Consider the following 21,312-nt stretch of genomic DNA (forward strand, 5'->3'; position numbering starts at 1 on the left):
CAGCGCAGCCGGGGCGTTGTTCAGCGTCCGTTAACCTCGGCGCTCCGTTCCAGTCGGATAGCGGTGAAACCGTGTGGTCGAAGCAATTCACCCCACAGTCTGGAAGGCTCACCGTGACCATCACGAACGGACGCAAACTACCGTTTCTCCCCATGCTCGGCCACACCAAGGGCAAGCGAAGCGCCGTTACCTGCGCGCTCAAGTGCGACAACGCCTGCGCCGGCGACGTCTGCAACACCTCAGGCAACAGCTACTTCCGGGACATCGTGTCCAAGGAATACTCCCGCCGGTCCATGCTGGGCGTCGGCGCCGTGGGCGCACTGACCCTGATGTTCGGCGGCGCCGAAACCGGTGTTGCCGCAGGCGGCCCCAAGCTGTCGCCGGCCGCCAAGCTGGCCAAGAGCAAGCTCTCCTTCACCCCGATCGCGCCCGTGGACGCCATGGTCGACGAGTTCATCGTTCCGGAAGGTTTCACCTGGCAGCCGGTCATCCGCTGGGGCGACCCGCTGTTCCACGACGCGCCCGAGTTCGACATTAACAACCAGACCGAAGCCGCCCAGGAGCGCCAGTTCGGTTACAACAACGACTACACGGACATTCTGCCGCTGGACGGCAAGAACGGTAAGCGCGCCGTACTCTTCGCAAACCATGAGTACACGAATGAAAACATCATGTTCCCGCCGGAAATGCCTGCCGACCAGGTCCGCAAGGTTGGCCGTGCCGCCCACGGCCTGACCGTCGTGGAGCTGGAGCGCCGGAACAAGAACCAGCCGTGGAAGTACGTCAAGGGCGCACCGCTGAACCGCCGTTTCCTGATGGAGACCGAGTACGAGCTGACCGGTCCGGCGGCGGGTTCCGACCTGCTCAAGACCGTCAAGGACCCGAGCGGCCGCAAGGTCCTCGGCACCCTGGGCAACTGCGCCGGCGGCACCACCCCGTGGGGCACCATCCTGTCCGGCGAGGAAAACTTCAACGGCTACTTTGTCTCCCCCGGCATCAGCGCCGAGGACAAGCGCTACGGTCTGACCAACAAGCCGACTGCCCGCCTGTGGGAACTGGACGACCCGCGCTACGACACCCGCAACGCCGGCTACGAGAATGAGGCCAACCGCTTCGGCTACATTGTCGAGGTTGACCCGCTGGACCCGACCTCCACCCCGGTCAAGCACACCTCGCTGGGCCGCTTCAAGCACGAAGGCGCCAACGTCATTGTCGCCGCCGACGGCCGCGTGGTGGCCTACTCCGGTGACGACGAGCGCTTCGACTACCTGTACAAGTTCGTCTCCAAGGACAAGTACCGCGAGGGCGACCGGGCGCACAACAAGACCCTGCTCTCCGCCGGCGACCTGTACGTTGCCAAGTTCACCGGTGCCTCCGACTTCCAGGCTTTCGCGGACCAGGCCTCCCTGCCCGCGGACGGCACGTTCGACGGCGTCGGCCAGTGGCTGCCGCTGGTGGTCGACGGCCAGAGTGCCGTTGCCGGCATGAGTGTCGAGGAAGTCCTGGTCTACACCCGCCTGGCCGCAGACAAGGTCGGCCCCACCAAGATGGACCGCGCTGAGGACGTCGAGCCGAACCCGCTGACCGGCAAGGTCTACGTGGCCTGCACCAACAACTCCAACCGCGGCAAGGGCACCAACGCCCCGGTGGACGAGGTCAACCCGCGCGTTGAGAACCGCGACGGCCACGTCGTGGAGATCATTGAGGACGGTGGCGACCAGACGACCACCACCTTCACCTGGAACCTGCTGCTGGTTGCCGGTGACCCGGCCACGGATCCGAACACCTACTTCAGCGGCTACCCGCTGGACAAGGTCAGCCCGATCTCCTGCCCGGACAACCTGGCCTTCGACTCGGTCGGAAACCTGTGGATCTCCACCGACGGCCAGCCCAGCGGCATCGGCTACAACGACGGCCTGTTCAAGGTCACCCTGGACGGCGCCGAGCGCGGCAAGGTGGAGCAGTTCCTGGCCGTTCCGCGCGACGGCGAGACCTGCGGTCCGATCGTGCATGACGAAGAAGAGAATGTCTTTGTCTCCGTCCAGCACCCCGGCGAAGAAGGCAACTGGGGTGCCCACACCTCCTACTTCCCGGACTATGTCACGGCCGGTTCCGCTCCGCGCCGCGGCGAGGCTGCAGCACCGCGCCCGTCCGTGGTCCAGGTCTTCAAGGCCAAGGGCCGCAACAAGTAAGTCGGTGCCGGCCGGCGCGGCCGGCTCACCTGATTCCGGACGCCCGTCCGGCGGCATCCCTTCCCGGATTGCCGCCGCGGCGGGCGTCCGGCCGTTTCAGGATCGATATGTACCTCGACTTGTGAACTAGTCAGTATGCTGATTGACTTGCAATCAAGCATCCAGAGGCGGTGCTCCATAGTACAAGAGAAAGAGAGTGGAATCATGGGATTTTTCGCTTTCCTCCTTCTAGGTCTGATCGCCGGCGCCATCGCAAAGCTCATCCTGCCGGGAGATCAGGCGGGCGGATGGTTCATGACTTTGATCCTGGGCGTCGTAGGTGCCCTGCTGGGCGGCTGGATCGGCGGCATGCTCTTCGGCACGGGACTCGAGGAATTCTTCTCGCTCCAGACATGGCTGCTGGCCATCGGCGGATCGATCGTCGTCCTGCTGATCTGGGGTCTGATTACCGGGCGCAAAAGCAGGGCCTGACTCCGTAACAGACCTTCATTGTGAACGCATGGATTCGCTTCGAATCCATGCGTTCCTTTATTTCCCGGCGGCTAGGGCAGGATGGAAATGTGACTGACTCTCTCGACGCCGCCGCTGCCGCCCGTTCCACCGTCGCTGTCCTCCTGGCCGAAGGACTGAGGCACGTCGTCGTGGCTCCCGGGTCCCGGAGCGCGCCGTTGGCCTATGCCCTGGCGGCGGCGGAGGAGGCAGGCCTGCTCGAGCTCCATGTCCGCATTGACGAACGTGCGGCGGGTTTCACGGCACTGGGTCTGGCCCTCGGGTCGGGGACACCGGTAGCCGTGGCCACGACCTCGGGTACGGCGGTGGGTGAGCTGCTGCCCGCGGTCATGGAGGCCAACCATGCCGCGGTTCCGCTGCTGGTCCTGTCCGCGGACCGCCCGCTGGAACTGCGCGGTACGGGCGCCAACCAGACCACCAACCAGGTCTCGCTCTTCGGCAGGCACGTCCGGTATGCGGTGGATGTTCCCGCGGGGGAGGATCCGTCCGCGCTGGTCCGGGCAGGGGTGCTGGCCGGACTGGGGCGCGGCAGCCAGACGGCGCGGCCCGGTGTTCCGGGACCGGTGCAGCTCAACCTGGCGTTCCGTGATCCGCTGGTTCCAGCGGCCTCCGACTGGCCCGACTATTCCGCGCTGTCCAGGCCGGCGGCCGAAGCGCGTGTCGAGCTGCCGGCCGAGGCGCGGGCCGCAGCGCAACCCGCCGCCGCGCAACCAGCCGCATCGCGGCCGGCGCGCACCGTCGTCGTTGCCGGTCACGGAGCCGGCCCCCTGGCCCAGGCCTTCGCGCGGGACCACCGCCTGCCGCTGCTGGCCGAGCCGTCGTCGAACGCACGGTACGGCCCCAACGCCGTCGGCCCCTACCGGCTGATGCTCGAGTACCTGGGGCCGGCGATCGAACGCGTCGTCCTGTTCGGGCGCCCCACACTGTCCCGGCCGGTCGGCGCCCTGCTGGCGCGGGCCGATGTCGAACGCGCCCTGTACGCGCCGGCGCCCGCGGCGTGGTTCGAGGACGGTCGGCGCCCTGAACGGTTGATTTCCTCCCTGGCGGAGCTGTCGGCCTTCGCCGGGGTTGGCCCGGAGGAATGGCTCCGGCAGTGGCAAACGGCCGGCGAGGCCGCCGCCGTCGCAGTGCAGTCGGTTCTGGAGACGGCCAACAATCTGACCGGCATGCAGGTCGCTGACGCAGTCTGGGACAACTCCGACGGCAACCTGGTGCTGGGGCCGTCGAATCCCATCCGCGACGCGGACCTGGTGGCAGCGACGGACTGGCATCCGCTGGACGTGTACGCCAACCGCGGCCTGGCCGGCATCGACGGGACTGTCGCTACCGCCACCGGTATCGCCCTTGCCTCCGGCGTTCCGACCCGGCTGCTGCTGGGCGATCTGACCTTCCTCCACGACGCCGGAGCGCTGCTGCTGGGGAACGGGGAGGCCGAGCCCGACCTGCAGATCGTGGTCCTCAACGATTCCGGCGGGGGCATCTTCACCCTGTTGGAGCACGGACGGCTGGGGGAGGAGGCCGCGTATACGGCCCCGGTGGAACGTCTCTTCGGAACCCCGCACTCGGTGGACCTGTCCGCGCTGGGGGCGGCCTACGGCGTCGGGCACCGGCTGGTGTCCAGCCTGGCGGAGCTGGACGACGCGCTGGCCGCGCCGATCAGCGGCCGGTCCATCATTGAAGCGCGGACCTCGCGCCGTGAGCTGCGGGCACTGCACGCGCGGCTGCGGGCCGCGGTGGGCCAGGCGCTCCGTCCCGGCGCTACGGGCCCTGGATATCCACGTGCGTCGGATCCAGCACGCGCTTGAGGAATTCCTTGGTGCGCGCGTTCCTGGGCGAGCCGATCACCGCGGCCGCAGGGCCTTCTTCCACGACCACGCCGCCATCCATGAACACGACGCGGTCGGCGACCTCGCGGGCGAAGCCCATCTCATGCGTCACGACCAGCATCGTCATGCCGGCATTGGCCAGCTGGCGCATGACCGCCAGCACGTCGCCGACGGTCTCGGGATCCAGGGCCGACGTTGGCTCATCGAAGAGCATCAGCTCCGGGTCCATGCTGAGGGCGCGGGCGATGGCCACCCGCTGCTGCTGGCCGCCGGACAGCTGGTCCGGGAAGCTGTCGGCCTTTGCGGACAGACCGACCCGTTCCAGGTTGGTGCGGGAGACTCGGTCCGCCTCTGCCTGGGAGCGCTTGAGGACCTTGACCTGGGCGATCGAGCAGTTGCGCAGCACGTTCAGGTGCGGGAACAGGTTGAAGTGCTGGAACACCATGCCCACCTTGGTGCGCATCCGGTCCAGGTCCACCTCCGGGTCCGTCACCGTGAACCCGGCAACGTCGATCTCGCCGGCATTCGGCTTTTCGAGCAGGTTGACGCAGCGCAGCAAGGTGGACTTGCCGGAGCCGGAGGGGCCGATCAGGCAGACGACCTGGCCTGGCTTCACCTCGAGGTCGATGCCCTTAAGGACGTGGTTGTCCCCGTAGGACTTGTGGAGTCCCTTGATGGCCACTGAGGCGGCTTGCAGGCCGATGGCTTCGGCGGTGTGCACGGGGGCATTTTCCGGGACGTTTTCGGGAACGTTTTCGACGGCGTTCATCGGTTGCGGGCCTATCGCTTGGTCTGGGCGGAGCGGGCTTCGAAACGGCGGGCCAGGATTCCCAGCGGTACCGTGATGATCAGGTAGCAGGCGCCGGCCAGCACCAGCGGGGTCAGGCCTGCATTCGGCTGGGTGATGGCATCGCGGCCAAACTTGGCCAGTTCATACTGCGCGGTGGTCAGCCCCAGCAGGTAGATCAGCGAGGAGTCCTTGGTCAGGAGGATGACCTCGTTGGTCAGCGGCGGAAGCACGATCCGGAAGGCCTGCGGAATGATGATCGTGAGCATGGCGCGCCACTGCGGCATGCCCAGCGACCGCGCCGCTTCCAGTTGGCCCTTCGGCACGGCCTGCAGGCCGGCGCGCAGGGTTTCGGCGATGTAGGCGGCCGCTACCATGCCCAGGGAGAGCATGACCACTACGTTGGTGTCGAAGCGCATGCCGAACGCGGTGGGGACGCCGTAGCCGAAGGCAATAAAGACCAGCAGCGCGGGCAGGCCGCGGAAGAACTCGATGTAGAGCGTTGCCAGCCACCTGTACGGAGCCACGGAGGACAGCTTCATCAGGGCCAGCAGCAGGCCGCCGCTGAGTCCCACAATGAAGCCCAGGATCGTGTACCAGATGGTGTTCTTCAGGGCGAGGGTGATGATCTCCGGGAACTGCGCCGCAGCGACTTCCGGATTGAAGAATCCGCGCTGGAGCGCCGGCCAGTCCGCGACGAAGGCCAGCACGATCAGGGCGCCGATCAGGATGCCGTACTGGATTCCGCGGCTGGTCCGTGCCCGTTGGCTCACGGTCATTGCCATAGTTTTACCGTCCTCATGCCGGAGGCCCCGCACTGGTGGATTGCTGTGCACGGGGCCTCGGGACTGTTGATGCGCTGTCGCTTGCTTAGTTGGTGCCGAGCCAGGTGCTCTTGAGCTCCTCAAGCCGGCCGCTGCTCTCCAGGCGCTCCAGGGTGCCGTTGAGCGAATCCAGCAGGGCGGTGTTGCCCTGCTTGACGGCGGCGCCGAGCTGTTCGCCGGTCTCGTATTCCTCGACCAGTTCCAGGTTTTCGTTGCTGGAGACGGCGTCCGCGTTCACCGAGATGTTGTTGATGACAGCGTCCACCTGCCCGGTCTCGATGGCGGTGCGGACCAGGCCGGTGTCCTCGAAGACCCGGGTTTCCAGCCCCTGTTCCTCGGCGTAGGCCTTGCCGGTGGTGGCGTCCTGCACGCCGACGATCTTGCCCTGCAGATCCGCGATGGACTGGATGCCGGAGTCTTTGGTCACCATCAGGGCCAGGTTGTCGTCCAGGTACGGATCCGTGAATGCCATGACGGTCCTGCGCTCATCCGTGATGGAGATGCCGGAGACGGCGACATCGCACTGGTCCGTGTTCAGTGCCGTGCCGGACTGGATGGCCTCGAAGGCGGTGGTGATGATCTGCAGCTCCACGCCCAGGTCCGCGGCGAATTCCTTGGCCAGATCCACGTCGAAGCCGACATTCTCGCCGTTCTCGACGAACTCGAACGGCTTATAGGGGATATCTGAGCACATGGTCAGGGCGCCCTCGTTGATCAGGGCGACGCCCGATTCGTTCGTGGCTGCCGGTTCGGACCCGCCGCCGCAGGCGGTCAAGGCCAGGGCGCCGGCGGCCAGGACGGCCAGCAGCCTGGCGGAGGAGCGTGCATTGAGCTGCATCTGTTATTTCCTTGAAGTGGTGGGCGCAAATTACCGGTGCGTAATCTCAGATACAAAAGGGTACAACGTCTGCCGGGCCATTTGTGCGGGTGGCTGGTTAAACTTTCAGCGCCGGACTCCGAGGGCCTCCATCATGGGCCGGAACTTGCTCCAGGTTTCCGCGAGTTCGGCCTCCGGGCTGGACCCGTCCACGATGCCGCAGCCGGCGTAGAGCCGGACGGTGCGCGGGTCCTCAAGCACGGCCCCGCGCAGCGCGATGCCCCATTCCCCGTTCCCGGCGCCGTCGATCCAGCCCACCGGTCCGGCATAGGGCCCGCGGTCCATATGCTCCAGTTCGAGGATGACGCGGGCGGCGGAGTCGGTCGGCGTACCGCAGACGGCGGCGGTGGGGTGCAGGGCTGCGGCCAGGGCCAACGACGTCGGCACGCTGGCGGCCGCGGCCGTCCCGCCTGCCGCTGTGGTCCCGCCTGCCGGGGGAACACCGTTGCCGGCCACCGGACTCAGCTCGGCGGTGACGTCGGAAGCCAGATGCCAGACGTTGGGCAGTTCCAGCACGAAGGGTTCGCTGTGCGAGGTCATGGACCGGGTGAACGGCTCGAGTTGCCGCGTGAGCGATTCGATCGCGAACTGGTGTTCATGCTGCTGCTTCTCCGAGCCGGCCAGCACCCGCAGCGCGTATTCGGCGTCGGATTCACCCGTGGTCTTGTTCACCGCGGTGCGGTCCAGCGTGCCCGCCAGCACACGGGCGCGCGCCACATTGTCCTCCACCTTGATCAGCATTTCCGGGGTGGAGCCGATCAATCCGTCCACACTGTAGGTCCAGCAGTCGCGGTAGCGGACGGCCAGTTCACGGAGCACCTGTGCGGTGGCGATGGGCGAACCGAGCCGGGCCACGATGTCCCGTGCCAGCACCAGCTTGCTGAGCCGGCCGGCGCGGATACGGCGGACGCCTTCGCCGACTGCACGCATCCATTCCGCTTCGGTGAGGCTTCCGCCGGCCAGCCTGTCGCCGCCTGCCCCGCTGCCGGAGCTGCTGTCGCGCTCGGCGGAGGCCGCCTCAAGGTAGCCCGCGAGCGCGGCCTGAGCGGCTTCGGCCGTCAGCTCGGCGCCGTCGTCGTACGTCAGGTAGGTGAGCCAGGTGCGGCCGGCCGGGTCGCCGTCGACCGCCTCGGGGCCGGCATCCGCCGGCCCCGGCGTGCCGGGGCTGCTGCCCAGCACCAGCTGCGGCACGATCAGCCGGGACTCATGCGGCGACGTCGAGGAGAAGGCGAAGGAGCCGAAGGCCAGTGGACCGGTGCCCGGCCCGCCGACGTGATTGACGACGTCGGCCTCCGCCAGCTGCGTACGCCACCACTGCTGGGCGGACTCGAACCGGTCCTGGCCGGTGGTGGTGAACCGGGCAGCTTCGCCGAACCCCAGGAGCCCGGTGCCGCGCCGGATCCAGCACAGGGCCTCGTCCCGCACCAGATAATCCAGGAGGCCGGTTGCGGAGGGCAGCTGGCCCAGGGGGATGGTGAGGGAACGCAGGGTGGTCATAGTGGCTTAAAGCCTACTCCGGGCACCCCACTGGTCCGGCACCGGCGCGGCTGCGGGGCCGGGGAGCCGGGCCGGGGGTGCGGAGCCAGGACGAGCGGAGCGGGAAAAGCGCGGAGCGGACGCAGTCAGACCGTCACCGGCGCCCGGCCTCGGCCGGGACTGCGGCGAGGGCTTCGGCAACGGCGCGGGCCTGGTCCTTGCCGTCCAGGACCACCTGGCGGATGGCCAGCCCCCGCCCCGCGAAACCTCACTTTCTGCAGAAAATGCGGGCAAATATCCGCAAAAAGTGAGGTTTCGCGGGAAGGGGTGGGCTATCTGGGGGTGGGGAGGATGTCTTCGGCGATCGACAGCACGGCCGCCAGTGCCGGGGTGACGTGTTCCGGATTCCATGCGATCCCCGCCCGCAGCGGCGGAACACTGGCATCCAGCGGCACCAGTACGGACCCCGGGGGCATGATGTTGGCCACGGGGGCGGGCATGAGCGAGATGCCCGCTTCGCTGGCCACCAGGGACAGGATCGTGTAGGGATCCATGACTTCCTGCACGATGTGCGGCCGGAAGCCTGCCCCCGCGCAGGCGGTGATCATGCTTTCCCGCAGCGCGGACCCCTGGCTCGCGGGAAAGGTGATGAAGCCTTCGTCGGACAGGTCCTTCAGCTCGATTTCGTCCGCCCCGGCCAGGGGGTGGCTGCTGGGCAGGGTGGCGCCGAGCGGCTCATTGGCGATCAGCCGGGTGGCGGCGAAGGGCGCGTTGACCGGCAGGCAGACGAAGGCCAGGTCCAGTTCGCCGCGCCGGAGCATCCGGAGCCCGTCCGCGGTCATGACCTGGCCCACCAGCGTCAGGTCGATCTCCGGCTGGCGCTGGCGCACCGCGACGGTCAGGGGCGGCACGGTGTGATGGTTCATTGAACCGGAAAAGCCGATCCGGACGTTGCCGTAGACCTGCGATTCGGTCGAGCGGGCCGCGCGCCGGGCCAGATCAAGCTCCTCCATGATCCGGCGCGCATGCGGCAGGAAGGCGTGTCCCGCCGTCGTCAGCGAGACCGTGCGAGTGTTGCGTTCGAAGAGATCGACGCCGAGGTGCTTTTCCAGCTTGCGGATGGTCTGGCTCAGCGGGGACTGGGCCATCCGGAGCCGCTCGGCGGCGCGGCCGAAGTGCAGTTCCTCGGCGACGGCGATGAACGCCTCGACCCATCTGAGTTCCACGGTCCGTCCCCTGCCGGTGCTGGTGCCTGCTCTTGATCCAAGGCTAGCGTCTTGGAAGTTTCGGCGCCGGGGTCAAACTTTGACACAATGGACGGGTGAACCGAGCATCGTTGGAGAAGCGTCCGGAGGAAGTTGCCGCAATGTTTGATGACGTTGCGCCCAAATACGACGTCGTCAATGACGTCCTGTCCCTCGGACAGACCCGCCGCTGGCGCCGGATCGTCTTCGACGCCGTGGGCGCCAAGCGCGGCCAGTGGGTCCTGGACCTGGCGGCCGGAACCGGCACCTCCGCGGAGCCATACGCCGACGCCGGGATCGACGTCGTTGCCTGCGACTTCTCGCTGGGGATGCTCAAGGTGGGCAAGCGCCGGCGCCCGGACATCGACTTCATCGCCGGGGACGCCACGAACCTTCCGTTCGCCGACAATTCCTTCGATGCCACCACCATCTCCTTCGGCCTGCGCAATGTGAACGAGCCGAAGAAGGCCCTGGCGGAAATGCTGCGTGTGACCAAACCCGGCGGACGGGTAGTGATCGCCGAATTCTCCCATCCCACGGTGCCGGTCTGGCGGACCATGTACACCGAATACCTCATGCGGGCGCTGCCGGCCATCGCGAGCCGGATCTCCTCCAACCCGGACTCCTACATCTACCTCGCCGAATCCATCCGCGCCTGGCCTAACCAGGACGAGCTGGGTGCCTGGCTGGCCGAAGCCGGCTGGACCGATGTGGCCTACCGGAACCTGACCGGCGGCATCGTGGCCGTGCACCGCGCGGTCAAGCCCTTCGCCGGCAAGGGCGCGGCCGGCAGGAGCGAAGCGCCGCCGCAGATCAGGCTGCGCCACCGGAGCACAAGGGCAGTCATCTAAGTGTCGGTCCTTATCGTCGGAGCCGGCCCCGCCGGATCCACTGCTGCGTACTACCTGGCCAAGGCCGGCATCGAGGTCACGGTCCTGGAGAAGACGGCATTCCCCCGGGAAAAGGTCTGCGGCGACGGGCTGACGCCGCGCGCGGTCCGCGAGATCCAACTGCTGGGGCTCCCGCACGAGGAACCGGCCGGCTGGCGGCGGAACAAGGGACTGCGCCTGATCGCCGGCGGCCGCACGCTCGAACTGCCCTGGGCCGAGCTGGCGGATTCGTCGGACTTCCCGCACTACGGCCTGATCCGCACGCGCCTCGGTTTCGACGAGGAGCTGGCCCGGCACGCCCAGGCCGCGGGCGCCGTCGTGCTGGAACGGCACTCGGTAACCGGCGCGCTCAGGAACGACGCCGGCAGGGTAGTTGGCGTCACCGCCAACCTGCTGGACGAAAGCGGCAGGAAAACCGGCCGGACCAAGGAGTTCCGGGCCGATGTCGTGCTCGGGGCCGACGGCAATTCGGCGCGGACCGCACTCTCGCTGGGCATCGAAAAGCGCGACGACCGCCCGCTGGGTGTGGCGGTGCGCACCTACTTCACCAGCCCGCGGCACGACGACGACTGGATGGAGGGGTGGCTGGAGCTGCCCGATGCCGCCGGCAATCCGCTGCCCGGCTACGGCTGGGTGTTCGGGGTCGGCGACGGCACCTCGAACGTGGGGCTGGGCATCCTGAACTCCTCGAAGGAATTCGGCAAGCTGGACTACCGGCAGGTGCTGCGCAAATGGACGGCGGGCATGCCCGCCGAATGGGGCTTCACGGCGGAAAACCAGGTGGGCCAGATCCGCGGCGCGGCGCTGCCCATGGGGTTCAACCGGACGCCGCACTACAGTCCGGGACTGCTGCTGCTGGGCGACGCCGGCGGCATGGTCAGTCCGTTCAACGGCGAGGGCATCTCCTACGCCATGGAGTCGGCGCGCTACGCCGCGGAGATCATCGAACGCGCGGAACGGGCGCGTTCGCTGGCCGGTAGCCAGGCGTATGAGCACCTGCTGGCCGGCTACGCCGACGTCGTCCGCGGACAGTGGGGCAGCCACTTTACGCTGGGCCGGGTCTTCGCCCGGCTGATCGGCAGGCCGCAGGTCATGAAGCTGGCCCTGCGGACCGGCATGCCGATGCCAGTGCTGATGCGCCTGGTGGTGCGGATGCTGGCGAATCTTACCGATCCCGGCGGCCGCGGTTTTGAGGATAGAGTTATCCATTTGTTGGAACAGCTCGCCCCGGCGACCAGCAACCAGACCGCAGTTTCCGGCGGCACCAACAAGCAACCTGCCCCAACGATTAGTTAGTGTTGAACAGTGACTGAACCCACCAACGCCAGCTGGACCGCTGCCGGCCACGGCCTGCACGAGTCCATGCAGCTGGACCTGGCGACCAGCGCCATCGCGACCGGACTGCGTCTGCCGGCAGGTTTTGCCCTCATCGCCGAGGACCCGAAGCTGGGGCCGGCCGTCTCCACGAGCCTGGCGCGGGTGGAGAAGCAGTTGCGCGAGGCGATCGCCCACTCGGACCCCTTGGCGGATGCTACGAGCCGCCATCTGATGGAAGCCGGGGGCAAGCGGATCCGTCCGCTGCTGACCATCCTGGCGTCACACTTGGGCGAGCCGGGTTCCGCGGAAGTGGTCAAGGCCGCCGTCGTCGTCGAACTGACCCACCTGGCCACGCTGTACCATGACGACGTCATGGATTCGGCGCCGTTCCGCCGTGGGGCGCCCACGGCACACGAAGTCTGGGGCAATTCCGTGGCCATCCTGGCCGGGGACCTGATCTTTGCCCGCGCCTCCATCCTGGTCTCCGAGCTGGGCGGCGAGGCGCTGGGCATCCAGGCCCGGACCTTCGAGCGGCTGGTCCTGGGCCAGCTGCATGAGAGCGTCGGCCCGCGCGAAGGCCAGGATCCCATTGAGCACTATCTGTCCGTGATCGCGGACAAGACCGGCTCCCTAATTGCCGCCTCGGGGCACCTCGGCGCGCTGTTCGCCGGCGCGGGGCGGGACGTCATCGATGTCATGCGCTCCTACGGCGAGAAAGTGGGCATTGCCTTCCAGTTGGCGGACGACGTGATCGACGTGACGGGCGTGAAGGTCAAATCCGGCAAGGTGCCGGGCACCGACCTGCGCGAAGGCGTGCCCACCCTGCCGGTCCTGCTGCTGCGGCGGGCCGCTGCCGCCGGCGACGAATCGGCCGCGCAGGTGCTCGAGCTCGTGGACGCGGACCTGAGCTCCGATGAAGCCCTCGCTGCTGCGGTGGAGGCCGTGCGGGAGCACCCGCAGACCGCCGAGGCCTGGGCGGTTGCCCGGCAGTGGGCCGACGATGCGGTGGCCGCCCTGGACCCGCTGCCCGAGGGCGTGGTCAAGGCCGCCCTGGCCAGCTTCGCGGAGGCCGTGGTTTCCCGGGAGAGCTAGCCTCCCAGCCTCCCGGCACCCCCGGTGAAAGACGCCGGCCCCGGTGAAGGCCGCCGGTCAGTCCTCCTCCTCGAAAACCCACTCGAACAGGTCGAAGACGAACTCGCTGAACGTGCCCTCTTCGCTGACCCAGGTGCCTTTGGCGTTGTTCCGGCGCCACACGATCGGGTCCGGGATGTCCAGCTGATCTTCGCGGATGCCCCAGGTGAAAGCCTCGTCCTCGTCCTCGAGGAACATCAGGAAGCCGTCCTCGATCTCCAGCTCCTCCGGATCCCAGAAGAAGTGGTAGGCCTCCATCAGGTCATCGCAGCCGCCGACGGCCAGGTAGAACTCGCGCAGCACCAGGGGAATGCTGAGGTCGTGTTCAGAGAGCACCTCGTCCAGCTCGTCCGCCGGGATGCCGTCCTCTTCGTGCCATGCGTCCTCGAGGTACTTAGGAACCAAGTCCCGGAACTTTTCCAGAAACATTTCAGTCATGAGCTCTCCCAAGTCAGTCTCCCCAGATCGTTCGAGTGGCGCTACTAGGCATCCTATCCGGGCCGCGGCGGTCCCACGGACGCGGCCCCGATTACACCGGGTCGCTGCGGTCCCGGCTGCGCACGGCCAGCGGCGCGTGCCAGGCAAAATGCAGCGCCGCGACGCGCAGTGCGAAGACAACAACGGCGATCAGAACACCGACGAGCGCATTGAACCAGCCAGCCAGCGAGGCCGCTATGGCTAGCGCGGAGCCGATGAACGCCGGGATGGCGTAGATGTCGCGCGGATTGAACAGGGCCGGTACCTCGTTGGCGACGACGTCACGCAGCAGGCCGCCGCCGACTGCCGTCGTCACCCCCAGCAGGGCGGCAGCCACGGGGTTCAGGCCCGCGTCCAGCGCCTTGACCGCCCCGGTCATGCAGAATAGGGCCAGCCCGCCGGCGTCGAACAGGGTCAGCAGCTTGCCGAGCCGCTCGAAGCCGGACAGCAGGAAGTAGACCAGGACGGCGGCCAGGACAGGCGGGGCAAGATACAGCGGATTGGAAAACGCCGCCGGCACGGTGCCGATGACCAGGTCCCGGACGATGCCGCCGCCCAGTCCCGCCATCGAGCCGAGCAGTAGGGAGCCCACGAGGTCGATACCCTTGTGGGCGGCGAGCATGGATCCGGATACGGCAAAGAAGAAGACTCCGCTCAGGTCCAGTACCAGCGCGAGGTTGATGTTGAGGTCCATGTAACCGTCCGTCGTGTGAGCCTTCCATTCGGTTCCAACGTTACGATGCAGCGCCGGGGTGCGGGCGGATACCCTCGCTAGACTCGGCCCATGAATCCCATCCTGATCGCTTGCTCGCACGGTACCCGGAACGCGGAGGGCGCCGCCGCCATCGAGCGGCTCCGGGACCGGATCCGGAACCTGCGCCCCGGGCTCGACGTGCGCGAAGCCTACGTGGACGTGCAGGAACCTTCCCTGCCCGACGTCGTTGCGCGCCTTCCGGAAGGCACACCGGCGGTGGTGGTGCCGCTGCTGCTCTCCGTCGGATACCACGTCCGGGTGGACATTGCGGCGGCGGTGGCGGACCGTCCGCAGACCGTGGCGGCCAGGCCGCTGGGGCCGGATGCCCGGCTGGCACAGCTGCTGCGGCGGCGGCTGGAAGAGGCGGGGGCAGCGGACGACGACGGCGTGGTGCTGGCCGCCGCCGGATCGTCGGATCCCGCTGCGGCCGGGGATGTTGAACGCATGGCCGACTATTTGCGCGCGCTGCACAGCGGCACCGTTGCGGTGGGCTACGGGGCGAGCGCGGAGCCTGCCGTGGCGGACGCGGTACGTGCCGTCGCCGGATCGCCAGCCGGTGCCGAGGGACCCGGCCGGACAGCCATCGCCTCGTACCTGCTGGCTCCCGGCTATTTCCATGACCAGCTCGCGAAGGCGGGCGCCGACGTCGTCAGTGCAGCCCTGCTGCCGGCGGCGGCCCAGGCGGCCGATGACACCGTGGCCCAGATTGCCGTGGAACGCTTTGAGGAAGCCGCCGCACTCCTGGCCGGAATGTCAGCGGAAGTCAAGGGAACGGGGAACATGACGGAAAATGAGGGAACATGACGGGCCTCCACCCGGTGTGACGCCCTGTGTCCCCGCGTTAACGGGCCCGTTCGGATGCTTGGAGGCCCGGCCGGAACGCGCCTACAGTCTCTCGCATGACTCCTCCAGTAGCAGCCGCTAGGAAAGCCATACCGACGGATCCCGGGCTCACCGGCCCGCAGCCAGGCGAATCCTCTCCGATATCCAAACCCTCCAAACCCACCCGCACCGCGGCGAAACCCCACGGCCAATGGGCCATCGACGGCACCGCCCCGCTGAACGCCAACGAGGTTTGGAAGCAGGAAGACGGCGGGCTCAATGTCCGCGAGCGCATCGAGCAGGTCTATGCCAAGGGCGGGTTCGACTCGATCGACCCCACGGACCTGCATGGCCGCTTCCGCTGGTGGGGCCTCTACACGCAGCGCCGGCCCGGGATCGACGGCGGCAAGACCGCCACGCTCGAGCCGCACGAACTGGAGGACAGGTACTTCATGCTGCGGGTGCGGATCGACGGCGGCGCCCTCACCACCGTCCAGCTGCGGACCATCGGCGGCATCTCCACCGAATTCGCGCGGGACTCCGCGGACCTGACGGACCGGCAGAATGTCCAGCTGCACTGGGTCCGGGTGGAGGACGTTCCGGAGATCTGGCGGCGGCTGGAGGCCGTGGGCCTGCACACCACCGAGGCCTGTGGTGACGTGCCGCGCGTGATCCTGGGCTCGCCGGTGGCAGGTATCGCCGCCGATGAGATCGTTGACCCGACGCCGGCCATCCGCGAAATCACCGAGCGCTACATCGGCGATGCGAGCTTCGCCAACCTGCCGCGCAAGTACAAGACGGCGATCACGGGCCACCCCAGCCAGGACGTGGTCCACGAGATCAACGATTTCTCCCTGATCGGCGTGGTGCATCCCGACCTGGGGCCCGGCTACGACCTGTGGGTCGGCGGCGGGCTGTCCACCAATCCGCGCCTGGCCGAACGCCTGGGCGTCTTCGTTCCGCCGGAACGCGCCGCCGAGGTGTGGTTCGGCGTCACCAGCATCTTCCGCGACTACGGTTACCGCCGCCTGCGCAACAAGGCCCGCCTGAAGTTCCTGCTGGCGGACTGGGGCCCGGAACGCTTCCGCCAGGTGCTGGAGACCGAGTACCTCGAGGCTCCGCTGCCGGACGGCCCCGCCGCCCCGAAGCCGACGGCGCCGGGCGACCACGTGGGCGTGCACCGCCAGAAGGACGGAAGGCTCTATGCCGGCGTCACGCCGACGGTCGGCCGGGTCTCCGGGACCCTCCTGACCCAACTGGCGGACCTGCTGGAAGCCCACGGCTCGCACCGGCTGCGGACCACTCCGCACCAGAAGCTGGTGCTGCTGGACCTCGACGAGGACCGGGTGGAACCGCTGCTGGCGGACCTGGAGGGACTGGGCCTGACCGCCCGCCCGTCCGTCTTCCGCCGCTCCACCATCGCGTGCACCGGCATCGAATTCTGCAAGCTCGCCATCGTGGAAACCAAGGCGACAGCGGCCACCGCGATTGCCGAACTCGAGCGCCGGCTGGCGGATCTGAACGACGCCGGCCTGCTGCCGGAGCAGCTCAGCCTCCACCTCAACGGCTGCCCGAATTCCTGCGCCCGGATCCAGACCGCGGACATCGGACTGAAGGGCCAGCTGCTGCCGGACGGCAACGGCGGCCAGGAACCGGGTTTCCAGGTCCACCTGGGCGGCGGCCTGGCCTCCCAGGACCGCGCGGAGGCCGGCCTGGGCCGCACGGTCCGGGGCCTGAAGGTCACGGCGGACGAGCTGCCGGACTACGTGGAACGCGTCGTGCGGCGGTTTGTGGCGGACCGGAACGACGCCGAAACGTTCGCCCAGTGGGCGCACCGGGCCGAGGAAGGAGCACTGCAATGAGCACGCAGACCCGCAGGCGGTCCGAGGCCGAGCTGAGGGAACTTGCCGCAGCCGGAGCCCGTGAACTGGGCTCCGTGGCAGGGGACAATCCGACGCCGTCCGAGGCATCCGCAGCCGAGGCCGTGGCCTGGGTGGCGCGGAACTTCTCTGTGAGGGGCACCGCGGTGGCCTGCTCGATGGCGGACGCGGTTCTGCCGCACCTGGTGGCCGGGCAGCTGCCCGGCGTCAACGTCCTGTTCCTCGAGACCGGCTACCACTTCACCGAAACGCACATCACCCGCGACGAGGTGGCCGCCCAGCTGGACGTCACCGTGGTCGGCGTCTTGCCGGAACAGACCGTGGCCCAGCAGGACGCCGCCCACGGCCAGGACCTGTGGTCCCGCGACGCGGCGCTGTGTTGCGACCTGCGGAAAATGCGTCCCCTGAAAAAAGCACTGGCCGGCTACGAGGTCTGGTTCACCGGCGTCCGCCGGGACGAGGCTCCGACCCGGACCAACACGCCGCTGGTCAGCTGGGATCAGGCCCACGGACTGGTGAAGGTCAACCCGCTGGCCGCCTGGACCTTCGAAGAGCTCCTGGGCTACGCCGGCGAACACCAGGTGCCGGTGAACCTCCTGCTGTCCAACGGCTACCCCTCCATCGGCTGCCGGCCGTGCACCCGCCCGGTTGCCCCGGGCGAAGACCCCCGTTCCGGCCGCTGGGCAGGCCTCACCAAAACAGAATGCGGAATCCACCAATGACCCACCCAACAGCAGAGTTCATCGAGGTTTTCGACGCTGACGAGGCAGAGTCCGTGAGCCCAGCTGTGCCGTCGAAAGGCGCGCATCGCGGCGACGAGGAACGAGGAGCCGTGTCTAAGCGCCGTGACGGCGCAGCGAAGCACACGTCCGCGCGTGCCAAGCTGTCTCAACTCGACACCCTCGAATCCGAATCCATCCACATCATCCGCGAAGTCACCGCCGAGTTCGAACGCCCCGCCCTGCTCTTCAGCGGCGGCAAGGACTCCGTCGTCATGCTTCACCTGGCCGCCAAGGCCTTCTGGCCCGGGCGCATTCCGTTCCCCGTGGTGCATGTGGACACCGGGCACAACTTCCCGGAAGTCATCGACTTCCGGGACCGGACGGTGGCGCGGCTGGGCGTGAAACTGGTGGTTGCTTGCGTCCAGGACTATATCGACGACGGCCGGCTCGCCGAAGGTGCCGACGGCACCCGCAACCCGCTGCAGACCCAGCCGCTGCTGGGCGCCATCCGGGGCAACCGCTTCGACGCCGTCTTCGGCGGCGGCCGCCGCGACGAGGACAAGGCCCGGGCGAAGGAACGGATCATCTCCCTGCGCGACGAGTTCGGGCAGTGGGATCCGCGCAACCAGCGCCCGGAATTGTGGAACCTCTACAACGGCCGCCACACCGTCGGCCAGCACGTCCGCGCCTTCCCGATCTCCAACTGGACCGAGCTGGATATCTGGCGCTACATCGAGCGCGAGGGGATCGGGCTTCCCTCCCTCTACTACGCGCACGAACGCGAGGTCTTCCGCCGCGACGGCATGTGGCGGGCGGTCGGGGAATTCTCCCAGCCGAAGCCCGGCGAGGACGTGATCACCCGGACGGTCCGCTACCGCACGGTGGGGGACATGTCCTGCACCGGCGCGGTGGAATCCGCCGCAGCGACAGTCGCCGACGTTGTCCGCGAAGTTGCACTCAGCACCCTGACCGAACGCGGTGCCACCCGGGCCGATGACCGCATTTCCGAAGCCGCCATGGAAGACCGCAAGAAAGATGGCTATTTTTAATGACTCTCCAGACAGCAGCCGCTGCACCACTGACCGATCCCGCCTCCCGGCCCGCCCTCCCGTCCGCCTCGCTGTTTCGGTTCGCGACCGCCGGCTCGGTCGACGACGGCAAGTCCACCCTGGTGGGCCGCCTGCTCCATGACAGCAAATCGATCCTGGCCGACCAGCTGGCCGCCGTGGCCCGCACCTCCGCCGAGCGCGGCTTCGGCGGCGCCGCGGGTGCCGACACCACAGACGGCGTCCAGCGCCTGGATCTGGCGCTGCTGACCGACGGGCTGCGGGCCGAGCGTGAACAGGGCATCACCATCGACGTGGCCTACCGCTACTTCGCCACGGACCGGCGCACCTTCATCCTCGCCGACTGCCCCGGACACGTGCAGTACACCAGGAACACGGTGACCGGCGCGTCCACGGCCGACGCCGTCGTCGTACTGGTGGACGCCCGCAAGGGCGTGCTGGAACAGACCCGCCGGCACCTGGCCGTGGCGCACCTGCTGCGCGTGCCGCACGTGGTGGCGGCGGTCAACAAGATCGACCTGGTGGACTTCAGCCAGGACGTGTTCGACGCCGCTGCCGCCGAGGTGCACGCCCTCGCCGCCCGGCTGGGGCTGGCGGACACCACGGTGGTTCCGGTGTCAGCCCTTGACGGCGACAACGTCGTGGAGCGCTCGGCCCGCACCCCCTGGTACACCGGCCCGGCGCTGCTGGAGGTGCTCGAAACCCTGCCCTCGCTCGACGAACTGGAGGACCTGGACTCCTTCCGCTTCCCGGTCCAGAACGTCATCCGCCCGCAGGGCGCGCTGGCGCCCGGGCTGGATGCGGAGGCCTTCCGCGACTACCGCGGCTACGCCGGGCAGATCGCCTCCGGCACCGTGCGGGTGGGGGACCGGGTCACCATCCTGCCGTCGGGACGGACGACGACGGTGGCCGGCATCGACTGCGCCGGCACCTCGGCCGGGGAGGCCTTCGCGCCGCAGTCCGTGGTGCTGCGGCTGGCCGACGACCTGGACGTGGCCCGCGGGGACCTGATCGCGGCGGCGGACAGCAGCGTCGAACCGGTCCGGGACATCGCCGCCGAGCTGACCTGGCTCTCGCCCAGGCCGCTGCAGCCCGGCGCCCGCGTGCTGGTCAAGCACGGCACCCGCACGGTGCAGGGCCTGGTCCAGGCGATCACGGCGAAACTCGACCCGGCCTCCTACACCGGCGGACCGGCGTCGTCCCTGGAACTGAACGACATTGGCTCCGTCGAGATCCGGCTCGCCGCCCCGCTGCCGGTGGAGGACTACGCGGTTCACCGCAGGACCGGAGCCTTCCTGGTCATCGATCCGGCGGACGGCAACACGCTGGCGGCCGGGCTGGTCCGCCGGAGCGGAAACGTGCGCCATGACAGCTAAGAAGACTCTCCGGAAAGGGCTGCTCCTGCGCAGCCGCACCACCGAGATTGTCCTGGCCCTCGGGCTCGGAGCGGCCATTGCCGCGGGAGCGGTGGCAGCTTCCAGCGCAGCATCCCGCGGTCCGCAGGCGGCAGCGGAATCCGGCGGGACGACCGCCCCGAGCGCCGCCGCAGAACTCAGGCTGGGCTACTTCGGCAATGTCACCCATGCTCCGGCCGTGGTCGGGGTTGACCAGGGATTCTTCGCCGAAGCCCTGGGCGGCACCAAGCTCAGCACCCAGGTCTTCAACGCCGGACCGGCGGCCGTGGAGGCGCTGAACGCCGGCGCCATCGACGCCGCGTTCGTCGGCCCCAACCCCGCCATCAACTCCTTCGTGCAGAGCGGAGGCGAATCCGTCCGGATCGTCGCCGGCGCCGCCTCGGGCGGAGCCCAGCTGGTGGTGCGCGAGGGCATTGATACACCGGAGGAGCTGCGCGGCCGGACCCTGACCACGCCGCAGCTGGGCGGAACCCAGGACGTGGCGCTGCGGGTCTGGCTGCAGGAGCAGGGATTGCGGACATCGACCGCGGGCAGCGGCGACGTGACGATCAACCCGACCGAGAACGCGCAGACCTTGCAGCTGTTCCTGGACGGGAAGATCGACGGAGCCTGGGTTCCCGAACCGTGGGCCTCCAGGCTGGTGCTGGAAGGCGGCGCCAAGGTGCTGGTGGACGAAAAGGACCTGTGGCCGGACGGCGATTTCACCACAACCCTGCTGATCGTCAACAAAGAGTACCTGGACAGCCACCCGGAGCAGGTCAAGGACCTGGTCGAAGGCGAGCGCCGGTCCGTGGAATGGCTCAACAACACACTGGAGACCAGCAAGGGCGAGGCTGCCGCGGCCATCAACGCCGGCCTGGAGGCCGCCCCCGGGAAACCGCTGGCGGAGGACGTGATCGACCGCTCGCTGGCCAACATCCGCTTCACCCAGGACCCGCACGCCACGGTGCTGGCGCAGCTGCTGGAGGACGGAGTCACTGCCGGCACCACCCAGGAATCGGACCTTGCGGGAATCCTTGATCTGTCGCTGCTCAACCAAGTGCTGGCGGAAACCGGGGAAGAACCCCTGTCCACCGCCGGCCTGGGCACCGAGTAGGCGGT

The 21,312-nt window shown here is 68.3% G+C and carries 19 protein-coding genes; 12 read left to right on the plus strand and 7 right to left on the minus strand.

Features of this window, described 5'->3' with window-relative positions; all coding sequences use genetic code 11:
• The first annotated feature begins 113 nt into the window (after nucleotides 1-113).
• From AC5RWU_RS01830 to menD, 3 genes are all read left to right on the plus strand, one after another.
• A complete protein-coding gene (locus AC5RWU_RS01830; protein WP_494031000.1) occupies nucleotides 114-2,192 on the plus strand; it encodes a PhoX family protein in 2,079 nt (692 codons plus the stop codon).
• Nucleotides 2,193-2,396: 204 nt separating this feature from the next.
• On the plus strand, nucleotides 2,397-2,663 hold the full coding sequence (locus AC5RWU_RS01835) for a GlsB/YeaQ/YmgE family stress response membrane protein (protein ID WP_494031001.1): 267 nt from the start codon (nucleotides 2,397-2,399) through the stop codon (nucleotides 2,661-2,663).
• Between the two features lie 47 nt (nucleotides 2,664-2,710).
• Nucleotides 2,711-4,507 carry a 2-succinyl-5-enolpyruvyl-6-hydroxy-3-cyclohexene-1-carboxylic-acid synthase gene (gene menD, locus AC5RWU_RS01840; protein ID WP_494031059.1) on the plus strand — a complete coding sequence of 599 codons (1,797 nt, stop codon included), beginning with the start codon at nucleotides 2,711-2,713 and terminating at the stop codon, nucleotides 4,505-4,507.
• On the opposite strand, the gene AC5RWU_RS01845 is transcribed toward menD, so the two are convergent.
• From AC5RWU_RS01845 to AC5RWU_RS01865, 5 genes are all read right to left on the minus strand, one after another.
• Entirely contained in the window at nucleotides 4,461-5,297 is an 837-nt protein-coding gene (locus tag AC5RWU_RS01845) for an amino acid ABC transporter ATP-binding protein (protein ID WP_494031002.1), read from the minus strand. The genes menD and AC5RWU_RS01845 overlap by 47 nt on opposite strands.
• A gap of 11 nt (nucleotides 5,298-5,308) precedes the next feature.
• Nucleotides 5,309-6,100 (minus strand): amino acid ABC transporter permease, encoded by a 792-nt coding sequence (locus tag AC5RWU_RS01850; RefSeq protein WP_494031003.1) that lies wholly within the window; start codon nucleotides 6,098-6,100, stop codon nucleotides 5,309-5,311.
• Nucleotides 6,101-6,185: 85 nt separating this feature from the next.
• Entirely contained in the window at nucleotides 6,186-6,977 is a 792-nt protein-coding gene (locus AC5RWU_RS01855) for an ABC transporter substrate-binding protein (RefSeq protein WP_494031004.1), read from the minus strand.
• Nucleotides 6,978-7,082: 105 nt separating this feature from the next.
• Complete coding sequence (locus tag AC5RWU_RS01860) at nucleotides 7,083-8,513, minus strand: isochorismate synthase (RefSeq protein ID WP_494031005.1); 1,431 nt, start codon at nucleotides 8,511-8,513, stop codon at nucleotides 7,083-7,085.
• Between the two features lie 311 nt (nucleotides 8,514-8,824).
• Nucleotides 8,825-9,718 (minus strand): LysR family transcriptional regulator, encoded by an 894-nt coding sequence (locus AC5RWU_RS01865; protein WP_494031006.1) that lies wholly within the window; start codon nucleotides 9,716-9,718, stop codon nucleotides 8,825-8,827.
• A 95-nt stretch (nucleotides 9,719-9,813) separates the two neighbouring features.
• Here AC5RWU_RS01865 and AC5RWU_RS01870 point away from each other — a divergent pair, with 95 nt between their 5' ends.
• The 3 genes from AC5RWU_RS01870 to AC5RWU_RS01880 all read left to right on the plus strand — a co-directional run bounded on the left by AC5RWU_RS01870 (nucleotide 9,814) and on the right by AC5RWU_RS01880 (nucleotide 13,035).
• Nucleotides 9,814-10,587, plus strand: a complete 774-nt coding sequence (locus AC5RWU_RS01870) for a demethylmenaquinone methyltransferase (RefSeq protein WP_494031007.1) — start codon at nucleotides 9,814-9,816, stop codon at nucleotides 10,585-10,587.
• On the plus strand, nucleotides 10,588-11,922 hold the full coding sequence (locus tag AC5RWU_RS01875; protein WP_494031008.1) for a geranylgeranyl reductase family protein: 1,335 nt from the start codon (nucleotides 10,588-10,590) through the stop codon (nucleotides 11,920-11,922).
• A 66-nt stretch (nucleotides 11,923-11,988) separates the two neighbouring features.
• Nucleotides 11,989-13,035 carry a polyprenyl synthetase family protein gene (locus AC5RWU_RS01880; protein WP_494031060.1) on the plus strand — a complete coding sequence of 349 codons (1,047 nt, stop codon included), beginning with the start codon at nucleotides 11,989-11,991 and terminating at the stop codon, nucleotides 13,033-13,035.
• A gap of 57 nt (nucleotides 13,036-13,092) precedes the next feature.
• Here the strand turns inward: AC5RWU_RS01880 and AC5RWU_RS01885 are convergent, their stop codons facing one another.
• Nucleotides 13,093-13,512 carry a hypothetical protein gene (locus tag AC5RWU_RS01885; RefSeq protein WP_494031009.1) on the minus strand — a complete coding sequence of 140 codons (420 nt, stop codon included), beginning with the start codon at nucleotides 13,510-13,512 and terminating at the stop codon, nucleotides 13,093-13,095.
• A 91-nt stretch (nucleotides 13,513-13,603) separates the two neighbouring features.
• Nucleotides 13,604-14,245: a trimeric intracellular cation channel family protein gene (locus tag AC5RWU_RS01890; protein WP_494031010.1), complete on the minus strand. Its 642-nt coding sequence runs from the start codon at nucleotides 14,243-14,245 to the stop codon at nucleotides 13,604-13,606.
• A gap of 90 nt (nucleotides 14,246-14,335) precedes the next feature.
• On the opposite strand from AC5RWU_RS01890, the gene AC5RWU_RS01895 reads away from it, so the two are divergent.
• From AC5RWU_RS01895 to AC5RWU_RS01920, 6 genes are all read left to right on the plus strand, one after another.
• Nucleotides 14,336-15,109 (plus strand): sirohydrochlorin chelatase, encoded by a 774-nt coding sequence (locus AC5RWU_RS01895; RefSeq protein WP_494031011.1) that lies wholly within the window; start codon nucleotides 14,336-14,338, stop codon nucleotides 15,107-15,109.
• 95 nt (nucleotides 15,110-15,204) lie between these two features.
• Complete coding sequence (locus AC5RWU_RS01900; RefSeq protein WP_494031012.1) at nucleotides 15,205-16,989, plus strand: nitrite/sulfite reductase; 1,785 nt, start codon at nucleotides 15,205-15,207, stop codon at nucleotides 16,987-16,989.
• On the plus strand, nucleotides 16,986-17,729 hold the full coding sequence (locus AC5RWU_RS01905; protein ID WP_494031013.1) for a phosphoadenylyl-sulfate reductase: 744 nt from the start codon (nucleotides 16,986-16,988) through the stop codon (nucleotides 17,727-17,729). The genes AC5RWU_RS01900 and AC5RWU_RS01905 overlap by 4 nt, the downstream gene beginning before the upstream one ends.
• Nucleotides 17,726-18,778, plus strand: coding sequence for a sulfate adenylyltransferase subunit CysD (gene cysD / locus AC5RWU_RS01910; RefSeq protein ID WP_494031014.1), 1,053 nt, complete (start codon nucleotides 17,726-17,728; stop codon nucleotides 18,776-18,778). Before AC5RWU_RS01905 ends, cysD begins: the two co-directional genes overlap by 4 nt.
• Nucleotides 18,778-20,172 carry a sulfate adenylyltransferase subunit 1 gene (locus AC5RWU_RS01915; protein ID WP_494031015.1) on the plus strand — a complete coding sequence of 465 codons (1,395 nt, stop codon included), beginning with the start codon at nucleotides 18,778-18,780 and terminating at the stop codon, nucleotides 20,170-20,172. Before cysD ends, AC5RWU_RS01915 begins: the two co-directional genes overlap by 1 nt.
• Nucleotides 20,162-21,307, plus strand: coding sequence for an ABC transporter substrate-binding protein (locus AC5RWU_RS01920; protein ID WP_494031016.1), 1,146 nt, complete (start codon nucleotides 20,162-20,164; stop codon nucleotides 21,305-21,307). Before AC5RWU_RS01915 ends, AC5RWU_RS01920 begins: the two co-directional genes overlap by 11 nt.
• Nucleotides 21,308-21,312: the final 5 nt, after the last annotated feature.

This window comes from Arthrobacter sp. B0427-1-12 (assembly GCF_059092905.1).

Coding starts and splice junctions, on each gene's coding strand:
- AC5RWU_RS01835 (WP_494031001.1), top strand. CDS start 2,397: ATGGGATTTTTCGCTTTCCTCCTTCTAGGTCTGATCGCCGGCGCCATC.
- menD (WP_494031059.1), top strand. CDS start 2,711: ATGCGTTCCTTTATTTCCCGGCGGCTAGGGCAGGATGGAAATGTGACT.
- AC5RWU_RS01845 (WP_494031002.1), bottom strand. CDS start 5,297: ATGAACGCCGTCGAAAACGTTCCCGAAAACGTCCCGGAAAATGCCCCC.
- AC5RWU_RS01850 (WP_494031003.1), bottom strand. CDS start 6,100: ATGGCAATGACCGTGAGCCAACGGGCACGGACCAGCCGCGGAATCCAG.
- AC5RWU_RS01855 (WP_494031004.1), bottom strand. CDS start 6,977: ATGCAGCTCAATGCACGCTCCTCCGCCAGGCTGCTGGCCGTCCTGGCC.
- AC5RWU_RS01860 (WP_494031005.1), bottom strand. CDS start 8,513: ATGACCACCCTGCGTTCCCTCACCATCCCCCTGGGCCAGCTGCCCTCC.
- AC5RWU_RS01880 (WP_494031060.1), top strand. CDS start 11,989: ATGCAGCTGGACCTGGCGACCAGCGCCATCGCGACCGGACTGCGTCTG.
- AC5RWU_RS01885 (WP_494031009.1), bottom strand. CDS start 13,512: ATGACTGAAATGTTTCTGGAAAAGTTCCGGGACTTGGTTCCTAAGTAC.
- AC5RWU_RS01890 (WP_494031010.1), bottom strand. CDS start 14,245: ATGGACCTCAACATCAACCTCGCGCTGGTACTGGACCTGAGCGGAGTC.
- AC5RWU_RS01895 (WP_494031011.1), top strand. CDS start 14,336: ATGAATCCCATCCTGATCGCTTGCTCGCACGGTACCCGGAACGCGGAG.
- AC5RWU_RS01900 (WP_494031012.1), top strand. CDS start 15,205: ATGACTCCTCCAGTAGCAGCCGCTAGGAAAGCCATACCGACGGATCCC.
- AC5RWU_RS01905 (WP_494031013.1), top strand. CDS start 16,986: ATGAGCACGCAGACCCGCAGGCGGTCCGAGGCCGAGCTGAGGGAACTT.
- cysD (WP_494031014.1), top strand. CDS start 17,726: ATGACCCACCCAACAGCAGAGTTCATCGAGGTTTTCGACGCTGACGAG.
- AC5RWU_RS01915 (WP_494031015.1), top strand. CDS start 18,778: ATGACTCTCCAGACAGCAGCCGCTGCACCACTGACCGATCCCGCCTCC.
- AC5RWU_RS01920 (WP_494031016.1), top strand. CDS start 20,162: ATGACAGCTAAGAAGACTCTCCGGAAAGGGCTGCTCCTGCGCAGCCGC.